This window comes from Synechococcus sp. CS-603 (assembly GCF_977929215.1).
Genome location: NZ_OZ376778.1, coordinates 469284 through 492070, shown reverse-complemented (window position 1 = coordinate 492070; position 22787 = coordinate 469284). Strand labels below are relative to the sequence as shown.

26 protein-coding genes, 1 tRNA gene and 1 pseudogene are annotated in these 22787 nt (G+C 65.5%); 13 read left to right on the top strand and 15 right to left on the bottom strand.

Going from position 1 to position 22787, the window contains the following annotated elements:
- Positions 1-5: 5 nt before the first annotated feature.
- Positions 6-1385, bottom strand: coding sequence for an oxygen-independent coproporphyrinogen III oxidase (gene hemN, locus ACXMDM_RS02660; protein WP_259723257.1), 1380 nt, complete (start codon positions 1383-1385; stop codon positions 6-8).
- 55 nt (positions 1386-1440) lie between these two features.
- Complete coding sequence (locus tag ACXMDM_RS02655; RefSeq protein WP_259723256.1) at positions 1441-2133, bottom strand: biliverdin-producing heme oxygenase; 693 nt, start codon at positions 2131-2133, stop codon at positions 1441-1443.
- A 109-nt stretch (positions 2134-2242) separates the two neighbouring features.
- Between ACXMDM_RS02655 and ACXMDM_RS02650 the strand changes: the two genes are divergently transcribed.
- The gene (locus tag ACXMDM_RS02650) at positions 2243-2488 is read left to right on the top strand and encodes a hypothetical protein (protein ID WP_259723255.1); all 246 of its coding nucleotides are present in this window, start codon (positions 2243-2245) and stop codon (positions 2486-2488) included.
- A 19-nt stretch (positions 2489-2507) separates the two neighbouring features.
- Here the strand turns inward: ACXMDM_RS02650 and ACXMDM_RS02645 are convergent, their stop codons facing one another.
- The 6 genes from ACXMDM_RS02645 to ACXMDM_RS02620 form a co-directional block, all read right to left on the bottom strand.
- A complete protein-coding gene (locus tag ACXMDM_RS02645) occupies positions 2508-3224 on the bottom strand; it encodes a glycosyltransferase (protein ID WP_259723254.1) in 717 nt (238 codons plus the stop codon).
- A 46-nt stretch (positions 3225-3270) separates the two neighbouring features.
- Positions 3271-4287 carry a magnesium-protoporphyrin IX monomethyl ester (oxidative) cyclase gene (acsF, locus tag ACXMDM_RS02640; protein ID WP_259723253.1) on the bottom strand — a complete coding sequence of 339 codons (1017 nt, stop codon included), beginning with the start codon at positions 4285-4287 and terminating at the stop codon, positions 3271-3273.
- Positions 4284-4718 (bottom strand): hypothetical protein, encoded by a 435-nt coding sequence (locus ACXMDM_RS02635; protein ID WP_145536892.1) that lies wholly within the window; start codon positions 4716-4718, stop codon positions 4284-4286. The genes acsF and ACXMDM_RS02635 overlap by 4 nt, the downstream gene beginning before the upstream one ends.
- Before the next feature lie 205 nt (positions 4719-4923).
- Positions 4924-5103, bottom strand: coding sequence for a hypothetical protein (locus tag ACXMDM_RS02630; RefSeq protein ID WP_071800485.1), 180 nt, complete (start codon positions 5101-5103; stop codon positions 4924-4926).
- A 114-nt stretch (positions 5104-5217) separates the two neighbouring features.
- On the bottom strand, positions 5218-6036 hold the full coding sequence (locus tag ACXMDM_RS02625) for an ABC transporter permease (protein ID WP_071800484.1): 819 nt from the start codon (positions 6034-6036) through the stop codon (positions 5218-5220).
- A complete protein-coding gene (locus tag ACXMDM_RS02620; RefSeq protein WP_071800483.1) occupies positions 6033-6704 on the bottom strand; it encodes an ABC transporter ATP-binding protein in 672 nt (223 codons plus the stop codon). Before ACXMDM_RS02620 ends, ACXMDM_RS02625 begins: the two co-directional genes overlap by 4 nt.
- Positions 6705-6770: 66 nt before the next feature.
- Between ACXMDM_RS02620 and ACXMDM_RS02615 the strand changes: the two genes are divergently transcribed.
- Positions 6771-7130 (top strand): DUF1801 domain-containing protein, encoded by a 360-nt coding sequence (locus ACXMDM_RS02615; RefSeq protein WP_071800482.1) that lies wholly within the window; start codon positions 6771-6773, stop codon positions 7128-7130.
- A gap of 204 nt (positions 7131-7334) precedes the next feature.
- Here ACXMDM_RS02615 and ACXMDM_RS02610 read toward each other — a convergent pair whose 3' ends face one another.
- On the bottom strand, positions 7335-7751 hold the full coding sequence (locus ACXMDM_RS02610) for a fasciclin domain-containing protein (RefSeq protein WP_120352765.1): 417 nt from the start codon (positions 7749-7751) through the stop codon (positions 7335-7337).
- A gap of 377 nt (positions 7752-8128) precedes the next feature.
- On the opposite strand from ACXMDM_RS02610, the gene ACXMDM_RS02605 reads away from it, so the two are divergent.
- Entirely contained in the window at positions 8129-8323 is a 195-nt protein-coding gene (locus ACXMDM_RS02605) for a hypothetical protein (RefSeq protein WP_071800481.1), read from the top strand.
- Between the two features lie 50 nt (positions 8324-8373).
- Here the strand turns inward: ACXMDM_RS02605 and ACXMDM_RS02600 are convergent, their stop codons facing one another.
- The 3 genes from ACXMDM_RS02600 to ACXMDM_RS02590 form a co-directional block, all read right to left on the bottom strand.
- Complete coding sequence (locus ACXMDM_RS02600; RefSeq protein WP_071800480.1) at positions 8374-8682, bottom strand: hypothetical protein; 309 nt, start codon at positions 8680-8682, stop codon at positions 8374-8376.
- Between the two features lie 183 nt (positions 8683-8865).
- Positions 8866-8938 (bottom strand) — tRNA-Ile (locus tag ACXMDM_RS02595).
- A 4-nt stretch (positions 8939-8942) separates the two neighbouring features.
- Positions 8943-9476 (bottom strand): occludin/ELL family protein, encoded by a 534-nt coding sequence (locus ACXMDM_RS02590; RefSeq protein ID WP_259723252.1) that lies wholly within the window; start codon positions 9474-9476, stop codon positions 8943-8945.
- A 124-nt stretch (positions 9477-9600) separates the two neighbouring features.
- Between ACXMDM_RS02590 and pyrE the strand changes: the two genes are divergently transcribed.
- Together pyrE and ygfZ are read left to right on the top strand one after the other, a co-directional pair.
- On the top strand, positions 9601-10194 hold the full coding sequence (pyrE, locus tag ACXMDM_RS02585; protein ID WP_071800478.1) for an orotate phosphoribosyltransferase: 594 nt from the start codon (positions 9601-9603) through the stop codon (positions 10192-10194).
- A gap of 129 nt (positions 10195-10323) precedes the next feature.
- Positions 10324-11088 (top strand): annotated as a pseudogene (gene ygfZ, locus ACXMDM_RS02580) (CAF17-like 4Fe-4S cluster assembly/insertion protein YgfZ); the annotation flags it as partial.
- 56 nt (positions 11089-11144) lie between these two features.
- On the opposite strand, the gene ACXMDM_RS02575 reads toward ygfZ, so the two are convergent.
- Positions 11145-12743 carry a TM0106 family RecB-like putative nuclease gene (locus ACXMDM_RS02575; protein WP_083544424.1) on the bottom strand — a complete coding sequence of 533 codons (1599 nt, stop codon included), beginning with the start codon at positions 12741-12743 and terminating at the stop codon, positions 11145-11147.
- A gap of 102 nt (positions 12744-12845) precedes the next feature.
- On the opposite strand from ACXMDM_RS02575, the gene ACXMDM_RS02570 reads away from it, so the two are divergent.
- The 3 genes from ACXMDM_RS02570 to ACXMDM_RS02560 are packed head-to-tail and all read left to right on the top strand — an operon-like array spanning position 12846 to position 16046.
- The gene (locus ACXMDM_RS02570; protein WP_071802022.1) at positions 12846-14339 is read left to right on the top strand and encodes a phosphohexomutase domain-containing protein; all 1494 of its coding nucleotides are present in this window, start codon (positions 12846-12848) and stop codon (positions 14337-14339) included.
- 4 nt (positions 14340-14343) lie between these two features.
- Positions 14344-14967: an RdgB/HAM1 family non-canonical purine NTP pyrophosphatase gene (gene rdgB / locus ACXMDM_RS02565; RefSeq protein ID WP_071800477.1), complete on the top strand. Its 624-nt coding sequence runs from the start codon at positions 14344-14346 to the stop codon at positions 14965-14967.
- Positions 14967-16046, top strand: coding sequence for an HAD family hydrolase (locus ACXMDM_RS02560; RefSeq protein WP_083544423.1), 1080 nt, complete (start codon positions 14967-14969; stop codon positions 16044-16046). Before rdgB ends, ACXMDM_RS02560 begins: the two co-directional genes overlap by 1 nt.
- Here the strand turns inward: ACXMDM_RS02560 and ACXMDM_RS02555 are convergent, their stop codons facing one another.
- On the bottom strand, positions 16047-16991 hold the full coding sequence (locus tag ACXMDM_RS02555; RefSeq protein ID WP_233831157.1) for a helix-turn-helix domain-containing protein: 945 nt from the start codon (positions 16989-16991) through the stop codon (positions 16047-16049).
- 35 nt (positions 16992-17026) lie between these two features.
- Here ACXMDM_RS02555 and ACXMDM_RS02550 point away from each other — a divergent pair, with 35 nt between their 5' ends.
- The 5 genes from ACXMDM_RS02550 to ACXMDM_RS02530 all read left to right on the top strand — a co-directional run bounded on the left by ACXMDM_RS02550 (position 17027) and on the right by ACXMDM_RS02530 (position 21367).
- Positions 17027-18580 (top strand): arylsulfatase, encoded by a 1554-nt coding sequence (locus ACXMDM_RS02550; RefSeq protein ID WP_313772372.1) that lies wholly within the window; start codon positions 17027-17029, stop codon positions 18578-18580.
- Positions 18581-18692: 112 nt separating this feature from the next.
- The gene (locus tag ACXMDM_RS02545; protein ID WP_083544422.1) at positions 18693-19628 is read left to right on the top strand and encodes a formylglycine-generating enzyme family protein; all 936 of its coding nucleotides are present in this window, start codon (positions 18693-18695) and stop codon (positions 19626-19628) included.
- Between the two features lie 3 nt (positions 19629-19631).
- Positions 19632-20060: a DUF1622 domain-containing protein gene (locus ACXMDM_RS02540; protein WP_071800474.1), complete on the top strand. Its 429-nt coding sequence runs from the start codon at positions 19632-19634 to the stop codon at positions 20058-20060.
- Complete coding sequence (locus tag ACXMDM_RS02535) at positions 20060-20446, top strand: YidH family protein (RefSeq protein WP_071800473.1); 387 nt, start codon at positions 20060-20062, stop codon at positions 20444-20446. The genes ACXMDM_RS02540 and ACXMDM_RS02535 overlap by 1 nt, the downstream gene beginning before the upstream one ends.
- A gap of 57 nt (positions 20447-20503) precedes the next feature.
- Positions 20504-21367, top strand: coding sequence for a bile acid:sodium symporter family protein (locus tag ACXMDM_RS02530; RefSeq protein WP_071800472.1), 864 nt, complete (start codon positions 20504-20506; stop codon positions 21365-21367).
- A 23-nt stretch (positions 21368-21390) separates the two neighbouring features.
- Here ACXMDM_RS02530 and ACXMDM_RS02525 read toward each other — a convergent pair whose 3' ends face one another.
- Positions 21391-22431, bottom strand: coding sequence for a hypothetical protein (locus tag ACXMDM_RS02525; RefSeq protein WP_071800471.1), 1041 nt, complete (start codon positions 22429-22431; stop codon positions 21391-21393).
- Positions 22432-22787: the final 356 nt, after the last annotated feature.

Below are 22787 nucleotides of genomic sequence, written 5' to 3'. Positions count from 1 at the left end.
AGCCGCTAAATCAGCCGTGAACCGCTGGCCCGTCGGCGCTGCTGGGGATCGAACACGGCGGCAATCGTGCGGATCAGCCAGCGGCCCTCATGGCTCACCGTCAAGCCATTGGGCTCCAGCCGCAGCAGGCCATCCGCCTCCAGTTGCCCTAGATCGTCCCATTCGGCGGCAAAGCGGCGGGGGCCATCCAGCGGTCCCTCCAGGCTCAAGCTGTCGAAGTCAATCCGGAAATCGCACATCAGCCGCTGAATGATTTGGCGGCGCAGCAACACCTCTGGATCCTGAACAACCAGGCCCCTCTCCACCGGCAGCTGGCCGGCCGCGAGGGCGGCGTAGTAGCCCTTGAGATCCCGCTGGTTCTGGCTGAACAAGCGGGGGTACTGGCTGATCGCCGTGACGCCGATCGCGAGCAGATCAAGCTCACCTGCGGTGGTGTAACCCTGGAAATTCCGGTGCAGACGTCCCTGGCCTGCCGCCGCTGCCAGGCTGTCGCCGGGCAGGGCGAAATGGTCCATGCCGATGGCGATGTAGCCATCGCTGGTGAAGGCCTCGTAGGCGCCCTGCAGCATCCGCAACTGCTCTCGCTGGCTGGGCAGATCATCGGCGGCGATCTTGCGCTGCAATGGCAGCTGCCCGGGTAGGTAGGCGAAGCTGAACAGCGACACCCGATCCGGCTGCAGCTCCTCCACCAGGGCGATCGTGGTGGCGAAGCGCTCCGGAGTCTGAAGTGGCAAGCCGCAGATCAGATCCACATTCACACTCTCGAAGCCCGCCTCCCGCATCCAGGCCATCGCCCGGCGCAGCTGATCGACCGGCACAATCCGGTTGACGGCCGCCTGCACCTGGGGATCGGCGTCCTGGATGCCGAAGCTGATGCGCTTGAACCCCAGCCGCCGCAGGCCCTGCACCTCATCGCGGCTGAGGAACTCTGGGTTCACTTCGATCGAGGCCTCCAGGTCGGGGACCAGGTCGAAGTGCTGCGCGATCAGGGCCCAGAGCTGGGCCTGTTCGGCCAGGCTGAGGTAGTTGGGTGTGCCGCCGCCCCAGTGCAGCTGGCCCAGCCGCCGGCGCTGGCCGGAGCACTGCCCGATGAGCTCCAGTTCCCGGGCCAGAGCCTGCAGGTAGGGGCCCACCACCTTGGCGCCTGCCTGGCTGGTGATCCGGTTGCAGCCGCAGTACCAGCAGGCGTGGCGGCAGAAGGGGATGTGGACGTAAAGGGAAACGTCGTCCGTGCTGGGCCTCCCCAGCTCCGCTGCCAGCTCTGCCGCTCCCACCTCGGTGTGGAAGCTGGCGGCGGTGGGGTAGCTGGTGTAGCGGGGAACGGGCTTGTCGTGCTTGAGCAACAACTGCAGCGGATCGAGACGCTCAGGAGTGGTGGCGGTCATGGAGTGGCGGAAGCGGCGGACGGGTCAGGGGGCGTGGGCTGCGGACGTGATCAGCTCAGGCTCTCCCCACCTGCGCCAGTTCGGCCAGCAGGCGCTGGGTGTCCTGGAAGGCGACCACGGTCTCCTCGAGCAGTTCGGCTTCCTCGGCCTCGCTGAGTTCAAGCTGCTCAAAGCCGTCATGCAGGGCCTGCTTGAGCTCCGTGATCGGCCGATCGAAACTCCAAAAGGTGACCAGGGGCAGGCCGTGGACCGCCAGGATGGCGTTGGCTTGTTCAGCCAGCTGCTGACCGCCGGAGAGGTCACCGCCATAGCGGACGTACACGTGGGCCAGGAAGCGATGGGGCTCCTGCTGGGCCAGGGTGCGCAGGCGCTCCTGCCAGACGACGGCAGCGGCTGAGGGGGGCGTTGCCGGCGCGACGGCCAGGGCTGCCGTGTCCTTGGCCAGGGAGCTGCTGCGAGCCAGGTGTGCCCAGGGGAGATCGGCCGCACCGAGGGCGGCTGCCAGTTCGGGGCCGTGCTGCTCGATCAGGGCGTAGCCGGGGCCCAGGGCGCGGATCAGGGCCGCCAACTGCAGTGGATTGGCCTGCCCGTCAAGCAGGGCGCGGGAGAAGGTCATGCCTTCGGCCTGGTGGTGGGCGGCACCGATGCGCGCATGGAGGCGGCGCACCCGGGGGCCGAAGCCCTTACGGGCAGCCTCGTCGCCGGGTTTGGCGTGGTCGGAGATCGGGGCTGGGAGGGTGGTGGTCATGGTGAACGCGATCGGACGCGAAGGGCCGCGTGAGATGAACGAATCAACGCTATCGCGGTATCGTTATGTAGTTGTTACGCCGTTGCGATTTCGTTGCAACGCCCCGCCCATGGCTTCTGCGTCCTTCCCCGCGCCCCCTGCCCTGCATCTGCTGCCGCCCGCTGAGGTGGCCCGGTTGCTGCCATCCCTGGCGTTGGGCCAAGAAGCAGTTGTCGCCGGCGATCCGGCGGTGATCACCTGGCTTCAGCTCCGCTTCGGTGGCACGGTGAGCACGGCCCTTCTGGAGCCAGAGCTGCTCCATGCCCGGGCTAGCGGCCTGCCACCCCAGGCGCCGCTGGCGGCAGTGGCGCTTTGACCCATCGACTCATGCGCTCCTAGGCCTCGTGGTGAACGGCCAGCGCGGACTCCAGCGGGTGGTTCATCGCGGCGCGGGCGGCCAGCCAACGGTCCGAGGCGGGCATGTCGAGGCAGTCGTCGAACCAGGGACCGCCCAGGGTGTAGTGGACGATCTTGGGTGAGGGAGGCAGCGGCTGGACGCCCACAAGCACGTTCCATTCCGGTGGCAGCTCGCCGATCTCGGCATCCGCCAGCCAGTGGAACTGGTGCAACTCCAGGCCCGTGGCGGTATTCACGTAGGCCGGGCTGAGTGCCCGGCAACGGGCGCAATTGAACAACATCACCGACGACCAGTTCTTGCGGCCGTAGGGCGTCTGGGGCATGCCCTGGAACTTTCTGCCTGCCTCGCAGTCGTGCTGGTGCTTCACCAGTTGCACCGCGAAGCGCTCGTCACGCAAAGCCCAGAGCTCGGCGATATCCGCCAGGCAGAGCATGTCGGCGTCGATGAACAGGGCCCAGCGCTGATAGCCCGCCAGCCACGGCACCAAGAAGCGCGAGAAGGAGAAATCAGTGCTCTGCTTGGGGTGGTGTTCGCGGTCGTAGATGCCGCCCAGCTGATCGAGCCGAACCTGGCCGATCAACAGCGGCAGGCTTGAGCAGGCTTGGAAGGAATCGGCCAGCACATTCACGGCCACCCGCTCGCGCGGGTCATAGCCGATGAACACACGTGGGGTCTCGGGGATTGGAACGGTCATGGCGAAGAGCGCCGCAGCGCTGGATAGAGGCGGATACGGGCGCGGCTCATCCGCCCTCTGCCTGCTGCATCGGCTGGGTGAACTGACGGAGCAGCAGACCTGCGAAGTGCAGCTTCAGGCCCAGCTGCTGCAGCGGGGAACTCCGCTCAGCTTTGGTGGCCTGAATCTCCTGGAAGCAGGCCACCAGCCGGTCGCGCAGGTCCAGAAAGCGGCTGTTCTCCAGGTCGAACACCCAGGGGAAGGCGCGGCGGGCGGTGCGGTTGGTCTGGCGCATCACCTCGGCGTCAAAGCGGTGCGGATCCATGCCCAGAATCCGGTAGAAATTGCCCCGCTCACACACCGTGAGGCTGTGGGTGAGAAACACCGACCACAGGCAGAAACGGCTGAGCAGCTTGCCGCGGAAGCCCTGCTTCAGGCCTGGCCAGCAGCGGATCAGCAGGTTGAAGATGTCGCCGTGGCGGTTCTCGTCCTGGCACCAGGGCTCGAAGAAATCGAACAGGGGCGCAAAGGCGTTGTCGGGATTGGCCTTGAGGTGCCGGTCGATCAGGATGTAGCGCCAGTAGCCGATCTTTTCCGACAGGAAGACGCTGTAAAGCACCCAGCTGAGCGGGAACCAGGTGATCGGCCGCTTCGTGCTCAGTTTCGGCAGGTCGATCTCGATCCCCTCCGCCACCAGCGCCCGGTTGAGGAAACCGGCATGGCGGGCCTCATCGCGGGCCATCAGCTGAAACAGGCGACCCAGTTCGGAGCGATCGGCCATGAACAGGCGCCGTGAGAGCTCCTTGAACAGCAGGAAACCGGAGAACTCCGAAACACAGGAGCGCACCAGGTAGCTCTCGTAGGCCTGCTTCTCCTCGGGGCCCAGGGCGCACAAACGATCGAGCGGCGCCTTGCGCTCGAAATGGTCGCGGTTGTGATCGGCCTCCATCTCGGCGAGCATCGCCTCGAAGGCCGGCCGCTGGGGCTCCAGATCGGTGCGGGCCGCCTTGTTGATTTCTGTGGTGTAGAAACGCGGCGTCAGCAGGTCTTCGCGCAGGTGGGGGGCGGCTGGGGTGGCGGTCATGGCTGGTCGCTCAGCGAGGCGCGGGCATAGGCCACGGCATCGGCGCCGAAGCGGTGGTGCTGGAACCACTGCTGCAGGTCCATCAGCCAGCCAAGCCGTTCACTGGCTCCAGCCGGGATGGTGGCCGCGAGGGCGGCGGCCTGCCGGTGCGCCACCCGATGGCCTGGGCAGAGGCAGCCCGCCTGATCCAGCCAGCGCTCCTCCAGCCGCAGGTGAAGGCCGAGGGACCGCACCAGGCGGCAGCAGTGCTCTGAGGACACGCCATGGCCGTCGATCAGCTGCTCCAGCAAGGCCTCGATGCGCTCATGCTGGCGCTCCAGCAACAGGCTCTGCTCAGTCCAGAGCCGCGGCCAGCGGCGGGACCTACTGGTGCGAACCCGAGCCTTGGTCTCGGCAAGGGGAGCAGGCGGAGGCGCCAAAGCCAGTGACATCGATTGCTGTCATAACGACATCGTGATACTAAAAGACCATGTAGCAATTTTGCAAACATGACAGAACTGTTGTGATTGCCATGGGGGAGAGGCCGGCCGGCGCGATGGCAAGGGTTCGGCCACTTGCTGGTCTGCTCAAGCCAAAGCTCGCTCGAGCAAGAAACAGGCCACTGCCGTTGCCCTTCGCCTGGCAGCCGGATTCAGCTCAACTCCCAATCTTCTGATCGATCCACTGCGTCAGCACGTAGACACCGATAAACATCGGCAGATAGGCAATCCACATGTTGGGGAGGTTCAGTTCTGAGTTGTTAATCAGAACAAGCCCGCCATAGCTAATCACGCCATAGAACAACGCTCTGCGCAGTGGCCCAATAAGTTTCTTCAAGTGAGATTCAACTGTTGTTTCCCTTGATTCTATCTGCGGGAGAACGATGGCCCCATTGCCAGCATGGGCTCCTCCATCCGCCCATACCCATACCCATACCCACACACCCTCAGCTCACCCCTGCTTGCTAACACTGGTCAAGCGATCGAGCCGCAGTTGATGGTCGGCGCTGGTGAGCCGCCTGTAGGCCAGGCCCACCACGCCGAACACCCCCAGAGCCGTGGCAGAAGCGATCATGAACAGGATCACAATCTGATAACGAACGGCTGCTGCCGGCGCGGCTCCCTGGAGGATCTGGCCGGTCATCATTCCCGGCAGGCTCACCAGCCCCATCACCATCATCGAGTTGATGGTGGGGATCATCGCCACGCGGATGGCGTCGCGCACCACCTCCTGGCAGGCCTCCCAACGGGTGGCCCCGAGGGCCAGGGCCGTCTCCACCCGATCGCGGCCGCTGCGCAACCCCTCCATGAAGCGATCGAGCCCCAGGGAGATGCCGTTGAGCGTGTTGCCCAGCACCATCCCCAGCAGGGGAATCAGATATTGGGGGTTGTACCAGGGCTGGGGCTGGATCAGCCCTGTCACCGCCAGACCGGTCACCAAGGCCGCCGCCGCCATCACCGACAGCAGGCTGTTGAGATAGATCCCCGCAAAGCGGCGCCGGGTGCGCTGCACGGCCGACACCCCGGCGATCATCGCCATCGCCGCCCCCAACAGCACGATCAGCGGCGCGTTGTCCTGGCGGAACAGCCACTCGAGCACGAAGCCCACCAGCAGCAGCTGCACCACCATCCGCACCGACGCCACCAGCAGGCTGCGCGCCAGGCCCAGGCGCAACGCTGCTGAGAGCGCCACGTTCACCAGGATCAGCAGGGCGGAGAGCGCCAGGCGGCCATCGCTGATCGTCAGAGCCCCCGAACTGGTTGGCGTCATCGGGCGAGCTCCAGGGTGCGACTGGCGAAGCGTTGGATCTGCTCACTGTCATGGCTGGTGAACACGGCGGCGCGCGGGCCTGCGCCGAGCCAGGCGATCAGCAGGGCCTCAACGGCGCCGGTGGTGGCCCCATCCAGGGAGGCCGTCGGTTCATCCAGCAGCAGCACGATTGGATCGAGCTGCAGGGCCCGCAGCAGCGCCAACAGCTGCAGCTCGCCGCCTGAGAGCCGCTCGGCGTCGTAGGCCAGGAACGATGGATCACGCCCCAGGGCCGCCAACCAATCCGTGATCCGCTCGCGCCGCCAGCCCCCCCGCCCGCGCCGCTCCTGGAATGACCAGGGTGAGCGCAGGTTCGCCTCCACCGTTCCCCCATGGGCGACGGGCCGCTGGGTGAGATAAAGCACCAGCGAGCGCCAGCGGGGCAGACCCCACGACGCCGGCGGGCGGCCCTGCAGATGAATCGTGCCGGCTTGCAGCGGATCGAGCAGGGCCAGGGCGCGCAGCAACAGGGTTTTGCCCGCTCCCGAGGGCGCCACCAACCCGAGGCGCTCGCCGGCTCTCAGCTCCAGATCCAGCTGGCTCCAGAGGAGTCGATCCCCCAACTGACGCTTGAGCTGCTCAGCGCGCAGGAGCAGGGGGCGGTCCAAGGCGGGGGGAGACGGCAGCATTCACTTTGATCGCTGCTGGCGAGGTGACAGTCACAGCTCCTCGTCACGTCGCCAAGGAAACCCTCCATGCCCAAGACAATTGAAGCCCTTCTGGAAGACATCCAATTACTCGGAGAAGAGCAATTTCTGGTCGTAGAGGCTGTACGCACCCTGGTGAAGCAGACGATCCATCCCCTATCGGAGGAGGTCAAGTACGGCGGTATTCTCTTCTCTTCCGAGATCCAGTTTGGTGGCGTTTTTGCCTACAAGCAGCATGTCAGCGTTGAGTTCAGCAAAGGTGCACTGATCACCGATGCCTTTGGCTTTCTTGAAGGGAAGGGAAAAGGTCGGCGCCATATCAAGCTCAGGCAGATCAGCGATATCACCACCAAGCATCTTTCCGCCTATCTTGAACGTGGTGTAGAGGCAGCAAAGAGTGCTGGTTGAACTTGTGCTGGGCCGGGAATTGCAATGCTTGCTCTCTCTGAAGTCGAACTTGCTTGTTTCGTAGTAAATCAAAGATCTAAACAAGAATGCTAAAAAAGAATATTAGAGACAATCATTAAAAGGTATTAGTAAGCTGTATCGAAAATGGCATCGCCAAGCGGTATCCACGGAAAGGGCGCCCGTCGTTGAGCGCCCGATTGAGGATTACTTTGGCATCAACACGGTATCGATCACGTGGATCGTGCCGTTGGTTGTTGCGATGTCAGCCGTGACGACGGTGGCGCCGTTAATCATGACCTTGCTGCCCTTGGCCTTGATTTTGACCGACTGGCCGTTCAGTGTTTTCGCGCTTGAGAGCTTGACGACATCGGCGGCTTTCACATCTCCGGCTACCACGTGATAGGTGAGAATCGAAGTGAGTTTCTGCTTGTTCGCGGGCATCAGAAGTGACTCCACCGTGCCGGCTGGCAGCTTCGCGAAGGCTTCGTCGGTGGGAGCGAACACGGTGAAAGGACCTTCGCCCTTGAGCGTGTCAACGAGTCCGGCCGCTGTGAGCGCGGTGGTGAGTGTCTTGAAACTGCCTGCAGAAACAGCGGTATCGACGATGTCCTTTGTCGGCATCGGCGGGCTACCTGCAAAGGCGCTGGTTGAAGCCAAGCAGCTCAGGGAGAGTGCAGCGACACCGATGCGTAGCGAACGATTGAGAACTAACATTGGCAAACGCGATTATCGCGGGATAAGATTTGTAACTTGTGGAGATTAGGTGCGCCCCTTGGATGGCCGTGGCTCTGCGGGGCGCTTTCTAGGCGACCGCAAGCACTCTTGTGTGACTGTTTGCGACTGCAGGACTTCGGATCATTTGCGCTCTCCGGCTTCTGAGGCTGTGCCGAGGCCCCGTCCCCCGCAGGCGCGGCATGCCCTCGCTTCAACTTCGCAGCGGTGTTTGTCCAAGCGCTGAGGAGTCTCGATACGCTGATCACTTGGTGGAATAGGGGCCCATGGCGCGAGAACTGGTGTTGGCCATCGGTATCCCCGTGGCGCTGCTGCTGATGTTTACCCTGCTGCTGGAGCACGGGAGGGATCGGCTGCCGCGCTGGCTGCAGCGGCTGTCCGAGCGGCCCTCGCTGATCTGGAACGCCGGCATCGGCCTGATCATTGCCCTCTCGTTTTTACGCTGGCTGCTGCAGCGCTGAGTGCAAGATTCCCTCAGTGGAGGGCTTCAAGGAGAATTATCTTGAGGCCACTAGTTCAGCTTCAGGTGTTGCTTCAACTCTGGTTGCTTATTTTTGGTGCCATCAAGCTGGTCAGTTGATGGGCGCTGCGTCAAGGCATCCCATTGAATACCGCTGAGGTTGGCATGCCTGAGATTGGCCCCGCTGCGGTCGAAGAGCTTGTTCGGCTTCGTATTCAAGCACGAGTCGAGCAGAAAATGAATCAGTAGGCCTTTGCGGCCACCACGGCCCCCTGCTAATTGCGACAGGGAAGAAAGAGTTAGGGAGCGCGACCCCTCTGACTTCAGAATCTTGATCTGATGAGCGCTGCTGATTGTCAAGCAGGAGCGACTTTATTGCCTTGATGTATTCCGTCGCAACTCTATCTCGCTGTGCTTCTTGGGCTATCAATTGGTGGTGCTGATTAGATCATGAACTGCCGATATAGACAAATAGAGGAATAGAGATCTTGGCAAAAAACAAGCTAAGCCCAAAATACGTTATGCCGAAGGGGTATTGGTTGATGGGGGTCCCGAGGATCGAACTCGGCTAAGGCGGATTATGAGCCCGCTGCATTCACCAGATTGCTAGACCCCCGCGCTCACCACAGCCCCCTGACAGCGCCCATGTCGGGGCTGAAATCACCCTTCAGTGGTGCTAATAGCTCGGCTTCGGCTTGGAGGCTGCTGGTGAGCTGATTGGGAAGGTCGCCGCTGCGCCAGGGGATCGGGGCGCTCTGCTCTTCAAGCAGGGCTTCAGTGGTGTTGCCGATGCTGGAGCCATCCCAGACGATCGCCTGGTCGGGGAAGCCCAGGCCCATGATCCGGTTGCCGCCTACGCCGCCCATGGCGATGCCGAATAGATCGGTGATCTGGTGGGTGAGGCTGACGCCGCGGGCGAAGCTGCTTCGGTAGGTGGAGGCCCGCCGGTCCATCAGGGCATCGGTGCTCTCCACCACGCCGCAACGGGTGACCTCCACCGGCCCCATCGGCCTGTTGCCGTGAATGGCCAACGGCGGAGCCTCCAGGGTGGTTGTGCAGATCACCGGTGCGGCGGCCACCGGTGCCGCCGTCCAGGCCAGCAGGCCGGCGGCGGTGGTGGCCGCGCAGCGCCGCAGGTCGAGGATGGAACCCATGCTGGGCAACCGGCAACGGATGATTTTGAATTTAGGCCGCTGATCCCTGCTTTGCCCAGGAGCTGCTCCTCCACAGCCCAGTCGTCGGCGACGCTGGGGTCACGACGAGCCCTTGCCGCCCTCCATGTCTTCGTCCCCAGCAACCGCCCTCTCCGGCGCCACGCCCCGCGCCACGGTTCTCAGCCTGCTGGCGGAGCGCGCCTACCGCCATGGTCGCTTCACCCTCGCCTCTGGGCGCAGCAGCGACCACTACATCAACTGCAAGCCGGTGAGCCTCAGCGGTCCGGGTCTGGCGGCCCTGGCGCTGCTGATGCTGGAGCAGGTGGAGACGGAGGCGAGTGCCGTGGCCGGCCTGACCCTGGGGGCCGATCCGCTGGTGTCGGGGGTGGCGATGGCCGCCGCCCTGGCGGGACGGTCGCTCGATGCCCTGATCGTGCGCAAGCAGGCCAAGGGCCATGGCACCGGCGCCTGGCTGGAGGGTCCCCTGCCGGCGCTCGGCAGCCGGATCACCGTGCTTGAAGACGTGGTCACCACGGGCGGGTCTTCGCTCAAGGCGGTGGATCAGCTGCGCCAGGCGGGCTATGTGGTGGAGCGGGTGGTCACGATCGTGGATCGTCAGGAGGGGGGGCTCGCGGCGATGACGGCGGCCGGGCTGGAGCTGCGCGCTCTGTATCTGTTGGAGGAGATCGCCAGCACGGCCAGGGATTTGCAAGGCTGAGGTCAACGTCCCGTTTGCTTTGCCTTGAGCAGCCCTGTCCTGAGCAGCCCAGCCCTGGGCGATTCCCGCCGCGATGATCCCTGGCAGTGGCAGCCGCCGCTGCCCTGCCGCTGGGAGCAAGCGGCGGCAGTGATCCGGCTGGATGGCGCCGGGGTGCTGCGCTTCCTGCATGGCCAGACCAGCCAGGACCTGGAGCGTGCCCGCCCCGGCCAGTGCCTGGCCACCTGCTGCATCACCTCCACCGCCCGCTTGCGGGGGCTCGCCGAGGTGCTCGTCGACGCCAGTGGGGCCTGGCTGGTGATCACCGCCGGCTACAGCGGCGCGATTCACCAGGCGCTCGATCGGGTGCTGTTCCCCGCCGATCAGGTGGTGCTGGGCGCCCTGCAGCCGGCCCGGCTGATCACGGCCCTGGGAGCCGAGGGCGATCCGGGTCTGCCCGGCAGCGAGCCGGCAGCCGGCAGCTGGGAGCGTCTGGGTCCGGAACCCGGCGCTGGCTGGCGGCTGGCTGGGCCGGAGCGGTTGCTGCTGCTCGCCGATCAGGCGGAGCCGGCCTCGCTGGCGCCCTGGTTGGCGGCCCGCAGCGAGCTCTCAGCAGCGGAGCTGGAGCGTTGGCGGCTGCAGCAGGGCCGGCCCCAGGCGCCGGCCGAGATCAATGACGATCTCAATCCCTTCGAGCTCGGGCTGGCGGAGCGGGTCAGTCTCAACAAGGGCTGCTACGTGGGCCAGGAAACCCTGGCCAAGCTCGCCACCTACGACGGCGTCAAACAACAGCTCAGACGCTGGTTCTGGTGCCCCGACCAGGCTGCGGCCGCTGCAGGGGCTGGCCTTGAGACCGGAACCCAGCTTCACGACGCCAACGGCCAACGGGCCGGGCGGATCACCTCCTGCCAGCGGCTGCCGGCCCGTGCGGATCAGCCCGCGTGCTGGATCGGCTTGGCCCTGGTCCGCCGTCAGGCGCTAGGCGCGGAGCGGCTGCTGGTGGGCGAGCCATCAGGCGAGCCATCACCAGAAAAATCGCTGGAGATCTCGCTTCCAGCCGGGTTCAGCGCCCCACCGGTGGGTGCCGGAAGTGCCGCCACCGCTGGATCCTGAGTCAGCAGCCAGGTGGCCACCGCCCAGGTGGCCCGGCAGTCGTCGCGGTTGTAGCGCAGGATCCTCAGCAGGTTGTGACGGCTGCCGCGACCGGCGTCGCTGCCATCGCCGCGCCACTGGCGCCACCAGAGCAGGCAGCGGGCCCCGTCCACGCCCTTCTGGCCCCAGCGGAAGCCCAGCCAGCTCGCCACCGCCTTGAGGCCGTAGCTGCTCACCGGCATCAGCCAATGACGGCGCACGCGTTTGTGCAGGTCGATCATGCGGCCGCGCAGCGCCTGCACCTCCCGCTCCGCTTCCCCCTGCCGCTGGGCCAGCCGGCAGAGCGACACCGATTCGGTTTCGCCGTAATGGAGCAGGGGCCAGCCCGGATGGCGATCGAGCAACAGGCGCAGCCGCTGCCAGAGCCGGGCTTCGCCGTGTTCATGCAGCCCCAGCACCGGCAGGTACTGGCTGCCCTCGGTTGTGGTCGGCCAGGAGCCATCGGCCTGGCGCTTGATCCTCAGGAACCCGTGCAGGAAGTCGTCGCGGGCATCGGGGTCAGATTCGATGTCGTAGAGCAGCAGCCCCGGCGCCCGCTCCAGGTCGGCCAGGGCGGGGCTGGCCTCCAGGCGCACCGGCGTGCCTTGCTGCTGCACCCGGGCCTGGGCCACCAGCTGGGCGGCGATCTCCCGGTGCTGTTCGCCGTGCACCTCCAAGGCATCGGCCAGCTGCTCGGGCTCGGCGCCCGCCAGGTCGGAGAGCCGCTGCAGGCCCAGCTCGATCAGCAGCTCCCGGCGCTTGCCGCCGATGCCGCTCACTTCGCTGAGGTGGCCTTCGGCGGCCGCCTCCCGGTCGCAGGCTCCGCGCCAGGAGCAGAGCACGCACTTGCGGCGGTCGTTCACCAGGGGCGGTGGCTGCGCAGAGGCCAGCTCGGCGGCCAGCCTGGGCAGGGCGTCGTCGAGCTGGCGGTTCAGGGCAGCGGTGAGCGGCAGCTGTTCGCGCTCCTGGTGGCGACCATGGCCGGCTACCACCAGGCCATGGCTCACAGGAGCCCCTTGGAAGCCGGCCAGCAGCCGGCCCCAGAGGGTCAGCATCAAGCGGTGCTCCCGGGTGAGCCGTCGCCCCTGGCGGGCCAGGGCTGGCTGGTAGGCATGGGAGCCCCAGCGGCTGCTGCCGGCGGTGCGCACCAGCAGGGGGGGATGGCCCTCCAGCCGCAGCCCCCCCGGCACCTGTTCCACCAGCCGCAGGCCCACCACCGCGGCGTCGCCGGCTGCGCAAGCGGCCTCGCCCTGACCGGGAATCTTGCCGAGCAGGCCCACGAAACAGCGTTGCTGGTCGTCGAGCTGCAGGGTGCGATGGGCGCTCCAGAGCCGTTGGCTGGGGTCGCCGTGGCGGTCAAGCCAGGCCCGCCGACGGCAACGCAGCCAGCTGCGCAGCAATCGGTCGGTGACAACCTGCTCTTCAACGGCACAAGGCATCGGCCCAGGCTAGGGCGGCCAGTGGTCTGCCACCAGGCCGGCACCTTGTTGTCCCGCAGGCCAGGAGCTGCTGCTACGAGCTATGTATTGCCCGCCAGTTTGATGGTTTCCCCACCCCTGCCCCTGGAGCCAGGACCGATCCAGTTCGGCACCGATGGCTGGCGCGGCATCCTCGGCGTCGACATCACCATCGAGCGCCTGCTGCCGGTGGCGGCGGCTGCCGCCAGGGAGCTGGAGCATTCCGCGCCCGAAGGCCTCACGAGTCGGGAGGTGGTGATCGGCTATGACCGCCGCTTCCTGGCCCCGGAGCTGGCCGAAGCCATCGGCAGTGCCGTGCGCGGGGCCGGCCTTGAGCCCCTGCTCACCGACACGCCCGTGCCCACCCCCGCCTGCAGCTGGGCGGTGGTCGAGCGGGGCGCCCTCGGGGCCCTGGTGATCACCGCCAGCCACAACCCGCCCGAATGGCTGGGCCTGAAGATCAAGGGTCACTTCGGCGGTTCGGTGGAAGGCGATTTCACCGCCCGGGTCGAGCGCCGCTTGGAGGCCGGTGGCCTCACCGTGCCGGTGCCCGGCGTCACCCCCCGCTTCGATGGCTGGACGAACTACCTCAGCGGCCTGCGCCGCCAGGTCGACACCAGCCGCCTGCTGGAGGGCCTCACGCAGCTGGGGCTGCAGGTGATCGTCGATCCGATGCATGGCTCCGCTGCCGGCGGCTTGCCCGCCCTGCTCGCCGGCGGTGCGGATGGATCTGGCGGAGCCGGTGAGGCGATCCGTGAGATTCGCTCCCAGCGCGACCCACTCTTCGGCGGCCATCCCCCCGAGCCGCTAGCCGCCTATCTCGGCGAGCTGATCGAAGCGGTGCGCGCCTCCACCGCGGCGGGGCGCCCGGCAGTGGGCATCGTCTTCGATGGCGACGGCGACCGCATCGCCGCCATTGATGAACAGGGCCGCTACTGCAGCACCCAGCTGCTCATGCCCCTGCTGATCGACCACCTCGCCCGGGCCCGCGGCCTGCCGGGGATGGTGATCAAAACGGTGAGCGGCTCCGACCTGATGGAGCTGGTGGCCAGGGGGCTGGGCCGCGAGGTGGTGGAGAAGCCGGTGGGCTTCAAATACATCGCCGCTGAGATGCTCAAGGGTGAGGTGCTGATCGGCGGCGAGGAATCGGGGGGCGTGGGCGTGGGCGTGCACCTGCCCGAGCGCGATGCCCTGCTGGTGGCCCTGCTCTTGGTGGAGGCCCTGGTGGAGGGCGGCCTGCCTCTGGGCGAGCGGCTCGACCGGCTGCGGGCGGCCCATGGCGGCGGCAGCGCCTACGACCGGCTCGACCTCCGCCTCAAGGACATGGCCAGCCGCGAACGGCTGGAGCGCCAGCTCGCTGAGGCGCCGCCGCAGGTTGTGGCTGGAGTGCCCGTGCTGGAGGCGAGCAACACCGACGGCCTCAAGCTGCGGCTGGGCCCGAGCCACTGGCTGATGCTGCGCTTCTCGGGCACCGAACCGCTGCTGCGGCTGTATTGCGAGGCCCCAAGCCAGGAGCGGGTGGCCGCGGTGCTGGCCTGGGCGCAGCAGTTCGCCGAGGCGGTAGGAGCGGGGTCGTAGCGCGATGACTGAACGGATCCAACCCACGCCCATGCCGCTGGTGATCGCCAGCGGCAACCCCGGCAAGCTGCGCGAGTTCACGGCCCTGCTGGGCGCGGCGGGCTCGGGCCTGAACCTCGACGTGCGCCCCCAGCCCCCGGGCCTGGAGGTGGAGGAAACCGGCGACAGCTTCGCCGCCAACGCCCGCCTCAAGGCCGAAGCGGTGGCGCGGCTCACCGGCCAGTGGGCCCTCGCCGACGACTCCGGCCTGAGCGTCGATGCCCTCGGCGGCGCCCCTGGCCTCCACTCCGCCCGTTACGCCAGCACCGACGCCGAGCGGATCGCCCGGCTGCTGCGGGAGCTGGCCGGCTGCAGCGACAGGCGGGCCCGTTTCACCGCCGTGCTGGCGGTGGCCGACCCCAGTGGCCGCACGCTGCTGGAGGTGGAGGGAATCTGTGAGGGACTGATCCTGGAGCAACCCCGCGGCGCCGGTGGTTTCGGCTACGACCCACTGTTCCTGGTTCCGGACGTGGGCCTGACCTTCGCCGAGATGCAGCCGGATCAGAAGCGGCGGCTGGGCCATCGCGGCCGGGCCTTTGAGGCGCTGCTCCCCAGAATGGCGATGTTGTTCCCTCTCAGCCCACCCTGATGGCCCACGGATCGCTCCCCCTGTTGGCTGCCGCCCTGCTGGCTTCGTCAGTGCTGGGCCAGGGTTTGCCCGTGCGTGCCGCCACGGGAGCCGCCCTGGAGTCGGCGCCGCTGGCAGGGGCGGTGATCGAGCAGCCGCTGCTGCCCTCCTGGCGCGAGGGGCCCGCCCGGCAACGTTTGCTCAGCTTCATTCGCACCGTCACCACGGAGGGGGGCGAGGGGTACGTGCCTCCGGCCGAGCGAATCGCCGTGTTCGACAACGACGGCACGCTCTGGTCGGAGCAGCCGATGTACGCCCAGCTGGCCTTTGCCATCGACCGTGCCCGCCGCCTGCTGCAGGAGCGGCCGGAACTCGCCGCCAATCCCGTGGTTGCCGCTGCCGCCGCCGGCAACGGCGAGGCGGCGCTGGCGATGGGGACGAAGGGGCTGATGGAGCTCGTGGGGATCACCCACGCGGGCATGACCCCCCAGGCCTTCGAAGCCCTGGCCCGCGAGTGGTTCAACACCGCCTGCCATCCCGGCCTTCAGCGGCCCTACACCTCCCTCACCTACGTGCCGATGCTGGAGTTGCTCGAGCTGCTCCGCGTCAACGGCTTCCGCACCTACATCGTTTCCGGCGGTGGTGGAGCGTTCCTGCGGGCGATCAGCCAGGAGCTCTACGGCATTCCACCGGAGCAGGTGATCGGCTCCAGCGTCCGCACCACCTACGTCGTCCGTGATGGCAAGCCGATGATTCTGCGGCAGCCCGAACTGGAGGTGCTCAATGATGAGGCGATCAAGCCCTTGTCGATCGAGCGGCTGATCGGCCGGCCGCCGATTGCGGCCTTCGGCAACTCCGATGGCGATCGGCAGATGCTGGAGTGGACGACCTCCCTGCCCGGCAGCCGCCTGGGGATGCTCATCCGCCATGACGACGCCGAGCGGGAGGTGGCCTACGACCGCCGCTCCCCGGTCGGCAAGCTCGACCTGGCGCTCGATCAGGCCCAGGAGCGCGGCTGGACCGTGGTGAGCATGCGCAACGACTGGGCGCGGGTGTTCCCGGATCCGGATAGCACGGCGACCGCCCAGCCCTGCCCTTAGCTAGCCGCGGCCGTTCAGGGTCTGGCTGGGGAGAACGCCAAACAACCGCTGGTAATCCCGGGCGAAGTGCCCCGGGTTGAGAAATCCCCAGCGGGCGGCGAGCCCTGCCACCGTTACCGATTCAGGCTGGGCCCGGAGCAGTTCGCGGCGGATGCCATGCAGGCGCTTCAACTTGATGTAGGCCATCGGGCCCATGCCGAGGTGTTCCCGGAAGCCCTGGAGCAGGCTGCGGCGGCCGACGTGAGCCTGGCGGCAGAGCGTCTCCAGGCTGATTGGTTCGCCGGGATGGTCCTCCACCCATTGCTGCACCTGTTTGACCAGATCGATCCGAGCCGGAGGCGGGCAGAGGTCGGCCCTGCAGCCGGAGCCATGCACCATCGCTTCGAGCAGCAGCGGCACCAGGTCGCCCTGGATCGCGCCGGCGGGCGCGGTGGGGGCGGACAACAGCGTCAGCAATAACTGGCGCAGGCTTCTATGGCGTTCGGGACCCACCTCCAGCCAGTTGGCGCTCAGGCGGGGCGCCGTGAGGTCGGGGCCGCCGAATTCGTTGCTGCTCTGCTGCAGGACGCTGCGCTCAAGCATCACCACACCCAGATCGAGCAGCTCCGGTGTGGAGAGGTGCACCTCCGAGCGGGCGTCGAGGCCAAAGAGTGTGTCCGGGAGCATCGCCACCCCATGGGCCCGCAGCGGGGCCTGCCGCGGGCCCATGGCCAGATCGAGGGCCACCAACTGGCGATGGGCCGGCTTGGAACCAGCAAAGAGAAGCCGGCGGTTGACCTGAAGTCGCAGCAGCCTCAGCCCCCCCAGCTCCTTCAGGGCCATCCGCCCTTGCAGGCGCCCGCCGGAGAGCTGGCAGAGCTGGAGATCCAGCCCGGTCGCCTGGAGCAGGTCCGCCAGTTCTTCAACGCTGCTGAAGGTCTGGCAATCCCGCATTGCCGCTTGCACTTTTTGAGTGGAACAAGCCTGCCACGGCCAACAAAATGGTTCGGCGTGGCATCGCCCGCCCTTTCCTGCGCCTCTTTGTGCCACCCATGCCCAACGGTCAACCCAACGTTCTGATTCTCTGGGGCGATGACATCGGCCAGAGCAACCTCAGCTGCTACAGCGATGGCCTGATGGGGTACCAGACCCCAAACATCGATCGGGTGGCCAAGGAAGGCGCCAAGTTCATCCACTACTACGCCGAGCAGAGCTGCACCGCCGGTCGGGCTGCTTTTATCTCCGGCCAGAGCGTGATCCGCACCGGCCTCAGCAAGGTGGGTCTGCCCGGCGCCGAGGCCGGCTACCAGGCGGAGGATCCCACCATCGCCGAACTGCTTCAGCCCCTGGGTTACCGCACCGGCCAGTTCGGCAAGAACCACTTCGGCGACCGCGACGAGCATCTGCCGACGATGCACGGCTTCGATGAGTTCTTCGGCAACCTGTATCACCTCAATGCCGAGGAGGAACCGGAGCTGCGGGACTATCCCCCCGAAGCCGATTATCCGAACTTTAAAAAGAATTTCGGTCCCCGGGGTGTGTTGCATTGCTGGGCCAACGGCGACGGCACCCAGCGCATCGAAAATACCGGCCCGCTCACCAAGAAGCGAATGGAGACGGCCGACGAGGAGTTCATGAAGGAGGCCAAGCGCTTCATCAAGGAGGCGGTGGCCTCTGGCGAACCGTTCTTCGTGTGGTTCAACACCACCCACATGCACTTCCGCACCCATGCCCGTCCCCAGGACGTTGGCCAGTCAGGGCGTTGGCAATCGGAATACCACGACGTGATGATCTATCACGACAACTGCATCGGTGAGATGCTGGATCTGGTGGATGAGCTGGGCATCACCGACGACACGATCGTGATGTACAGCACCGACAACGGGCCGCACATGAACAGCTGGCCCGATGCCGGCATGACCCCCTTCCGCAACGAGAAGAACTCCAACTGGGAAGGGGCCTACCGGGTACCCGCGATGGTGCGCTGGCCGGGGCACATCGAGCCCGGCAGCCTGCTCACCGGCATCGTCAGCCATCTCGACTGGCTGCCCACGCTGTTGGCCGCCGCCGGGGAACCGGACATCAAGCAGAAGTGCCTGGAGGGTCACACGGTGGGCAGCAAGACCTTCAAGGTGCATCTCGATGGCTACAACATGCTCGACTACTGGACCGGCAAGACCGACACCAGCCCCCGGGTGGATTACTTCTACTTCTCTGATGATGGCGATCTCACCGCCCTGCGTTATGACAACTGGAAGTTCGTGTTCATGGAGCAGCGCTGCACCGGAACGCTGCAGATCTGGGCTGAACCGTTCACCGTTCTGCGCATCCCCAAGATCTTTAACCTGCTCACCGATCCCTACGAGCGGGCCGACATCACCTCCAACACCTACTGGGATTGGATGCTGGACCACGTCTTCCTGTTGATTCCTGCCCAGGCGCGGGTGGCCAAGGCACTGGAAAGCCTCAAGGAGTTTCCGCCTCGCCAGAAGGCGGCCAGCTTCACGGTGGGGGATGCCATCGAGAAGATGACCTCCACCCTCGGTAGTTCCTGAGTCCAGCCCCGCCTGATCACCCTTTCACCCCGTCCTTTTGGCCCCGACCGCCGCTCCTACCCCCGCCTCCCTGCCGGGGGCCAGCCGCCCAGGCCGCCCCCCGGCCAGGGGGATGGTGTGGATTCCGGGCGGCAGCTTCTCAATGGGATCTGACGATCACTACCCCGAGGAAGCCCCGGCCCACCGGGTGAGCGTGGAAGGGTTCTGGATCGACTGCTCGCCGGTCACCAACGCCCAGTTCCAGAAGTTCGTGAAGGCCACGGGCCACCGCACCCTGGCCGAGCGGCCCGCTGATCCCGCTGACTATCCCGGCGCCGACGCAGCCCTGCTGGCCCCTGCCTCCATCGTGTTCGTCCCCCCGCCGGGGTCTGTGAGCCAGGGCGATCCCTACCGCTGGTGGGTCTATCGCCCCGGAGCTCATTGGCGCCATCCTGAAGGCCCCGGCAGCTCGATCAAGGGTCGCGAGCACCATCCCGTGGTGCATGTGGCCTTCGAAGATGCCCAGGCCTACGCCGCCTGGAGTGGGAAGCAGCTCCCCAGCGAGGCGGAGTGGGAGCGGGCTGCCCGTGGGGGGCTGGAGCGGGCCGAGTTCGCTTGGGGCACGGAGCTCCACCCCGGCGGCCGCATGCTGGCCAACACCTGGCAGGGTGAATTCCCCCACCAGAACACCCGCCAGGACGGCTACGAGCGCACCTCTCCGGTGGGGGTGTTCCCCGCCAACGGCTATGGCCTGCTCGACTGCATCGGCAATGTCTGGGAATGGACCGACGACTGGTACCAAGACCACGCCGCCGACCCCGAGCGGCAACGCCACCGGAATGAGGCCAAGCCGGGCTGCTGCACGATCCCCAATCCCCGCGGTGGCAGCCGTGAGGCCAGCATCGATTCCACCTCCCAGCACCTGGGCCTGCCCCGCAAGGTGGTGAAGGGTGGCTCCTTTCTCTGCGCCCCCAGCTACTGCCGCCGCTACCGGCCGGCGGCGCGCATGGCCCAGGGGATCGACACCTCCACCTGCCACATGGGCTTCCGCTGCATCGTGCGGAGCTGACCGATGGAAGCAGGCCTGTTCGCCGAGTGGATCGACGGCTTGGCCGGTGGCCTGCGCCTGCTGCTTGAAGGCCTGTCGGTGGTGTGCGTGGCGATCGGCCTGGTCGTCACCGTCAGCCAGGCCCTGCGCTTGCGCCAGCGAGGCTATCGCCAGCCGCGGCCCTTCAATGCCATCCGCCTGACCTTCGGCAGCTGGTTGTCGATGGCGCTGGAGTTTCAGCTGGCCGCCGACATCGTGGCCACGACCACCTCACCCTCGAATCAGAACCTGATCCAGTTAGGGGTGGTGGCGGTGATTCGCACCTTCCTCAATGTTTTTCTGGCCCGGGAGGTGGAAACCGAGCAGAAGTTGGAGGATGGGCAGAAACGCAGACAGGCCCACTCCGCAGCCGGCGACATTCCTTCCGACAGCCTTCGTGAACACTCAGATTGATGGGCAACCTCAACAACGAACTGGCCAAAGAGCGCAGCCGGGCGGCGGCCGAGCGCACGATGATGGCCTGGATCCGCACCAGCCTCTCGCTGATCAGCTTCGGCTTCGGTCTCGACAAGATCGTCGGCGCCATCAACGCCAGTCGCTTTGAGGGCAGTTCCCAGGCTGGCCTGAGTGTGAGGCTGGTGGCGATTGGATTCGTGCTGATCGGCATCGTTTCGATGTCGGCGGCAACCCGCCAGCACCTGCGCACCTTGAGGCAGCTGAAGCGTGATGATTTTGTCTACATCGATCAGACCTCCATCACGATTTTCACAGCCATTGCGCTCACCCTGATCGGCATTGTGGCGTTGTCGCTGCTGATCATGGGAGCGTCTGGATCCTGAGGCTCGCATCAGGGTCCATGGCTGCGCTGCTCTGCTCTTGAACTTCCGCTGACTCCAATGCCGCCCATCGTTGCTCTGTTGGTCAGTGTCGCCATCTTCACGGTGATGTTTGCCCTTGGCCTTGGGCTCAAACCCTCCTCCTTTGCTGTCCTGCGCCAGCACCCCGGGGTGATGGCACGGATTTTGGTGGGCACCTGCCTGTTGGTGCCCCTGGCAGGTCTCCTGCTTCTGGAGCTGCCTCTGACGGCCGATCTCTCCTCCCCGGCCAGGTTTGCCATCGCCTTGATGGTGATCTGCCCCAGTGCCCCATTGGCGCTGAGACGCGTGAGCTCCCCGGGCAGTTCACCCGAGCTGGCGGCCTGCATCCAGGTTTCGGCGGCGATCCTGGCGATCGTTTCGGTCCCGTTGATGGTGGAGCTGTTCACCCGGGTCAATCCGGTGGATGGCTGGGACATCACACCGGCTGAGGTGGCGCTGCAGGTCACGAGGGTGCAGTTGTTTCCGCTGGCGGCCGGCCTGTTGCTGAAGGCCTGGAAGCCTGCCTGGGGTGAGCGCTGGAGTGGCGTGATCAATCAAGTGGCCACGGCCTTGTTGTTGCTTGTGGTCGTGCTGCTGCTGGTGATCACCAGCAGCAGCCTGTTCCCCTTTCTGGCCGGGAATCTGGCGGCCCTGGTGGCGATGGCCTTGATGGTGGCGATCAGCCTGGCCATCGGCTACGGCCTGGCCGAGAGGGATGCTGACAAGCAACGAACCGTGGCGCTGGTGACCTGCACCAGGAATCTGGGCCTGGCTGCCCAGCTGGCGGTGGTCTACGGATCCGCCATCAAAGGACTGATCCCTGCTGTTCTCACTTACACCTTGGTCAGCATTCTGCTCTCCACGTTGTTTCTGAAGCTGCTGCCGGCTCGAACAACGGCCTGACTCCACACCGCTCTCGCCCGGCTTCAGCGTGGGAATAGAAAGGTGATCTGGGCACGGGCAGACCAGGTCCCCTCGCCCTCGGGTTTGGCCGCATTCCAGTAGGCCTGCAGGGTGGCGTTCACCTGTTGGGTACCAATCGGGAACACCCGACCGAATCCGCCGCCGATGGGCACGGTCCATTGTCCCTGCTGATCGGAGTTTTGCCAGTTGGCGGTGATCACCGGCGACGACACCAGGTACCAACCTCCATCAAGGTTGACATTCAAGAAGGGCTGTATAAGCAAGCTGTTGACCTCGTCACGACGGCTGGAGCCGGCAAAGGACCACTGGTTGTTGGCGACGGCTCCGAAGACCAGGTTGTCGGTCGTGACGACCACGACCGCCCCGGGCCCCCCACTCCATTTCCCTGACCCCAACTGCTCGTTGCTGGCTGTGGGCAGTGTCAGCACGGGACCGACCCCCCAGGTGAGGCCATTTTTGCTTTCGGGAACGAAGAAGAATTGGGGGTTGATGTCTCCGATACCGGTGATGGCTTGCCGGCCCGTGTCAGAGGTGGGAGCATTCACGAATGGAATGATCGTGCGCGTAATCAGGCTCCAACCACTGCTGCCCAGCTTCGCTGGAATGACCGGCTTGAAGGAGACAATGTTCAGTGATCGGGCCTCTGAAAGGCCTACTCCCGAGATGGTATTGAATTCGATGGGCAGGCTGATGAGATTGGCAATCGGATTCTGAGATTGTTTGGCGAGATCCTCCGTGCCCCCTGGGCTTGCGGGCATTTCATCGGAAGCTTTTGCAGGCTCGGCTTGAGCGTGCTGGGGCAATCGAATGGCTTGTTGCGTTTCGCCAAGAGTCAGTTCACAGGATGTCAGATCGATGGCTGCCTCGACTGAGGATCGTTGATGGGCCTGCCCACTACGAACTGCAAGGTTTTCGAAGCACTGATCCATCAGCTGTTCCGCCTGCGTCGCAGATCCCCAAGCGGCCACGATGGCTCCCACGAAAGCCCCGGCCAGCGAGCCATAATCCAAACGCATGATCAACAATCTCTCGATCTGAATCAACCAGACCCTAGTAGTGCTATTTCGTCTTTAGGTTCGGAAATGGACATTTTCAGGATTGCACTCAATCGCCAGTCATGGCAACTAGTGGATGACCTGTGCTGCATCAAAATGCTAGCCAAAGCAAGAAGCTGGCAACCTGTGATAGATAGAAACATCCATAAAAATCTGCACTATGAGTATTTCGATCTCCTCGATGATCTTCTCTGTTGTAGACCACGAGGGTCATCGGCACGCCCCATGGCAGTAAGCTGAAAAAAATCAGTTGGATCGAAATCTGGCTGAAAGAAAGGATTCATGGCAATGAGCACCTAGCATTCATGGCGAATGGGCAAGTCATGCTGTTTGGCTTGCTAGGC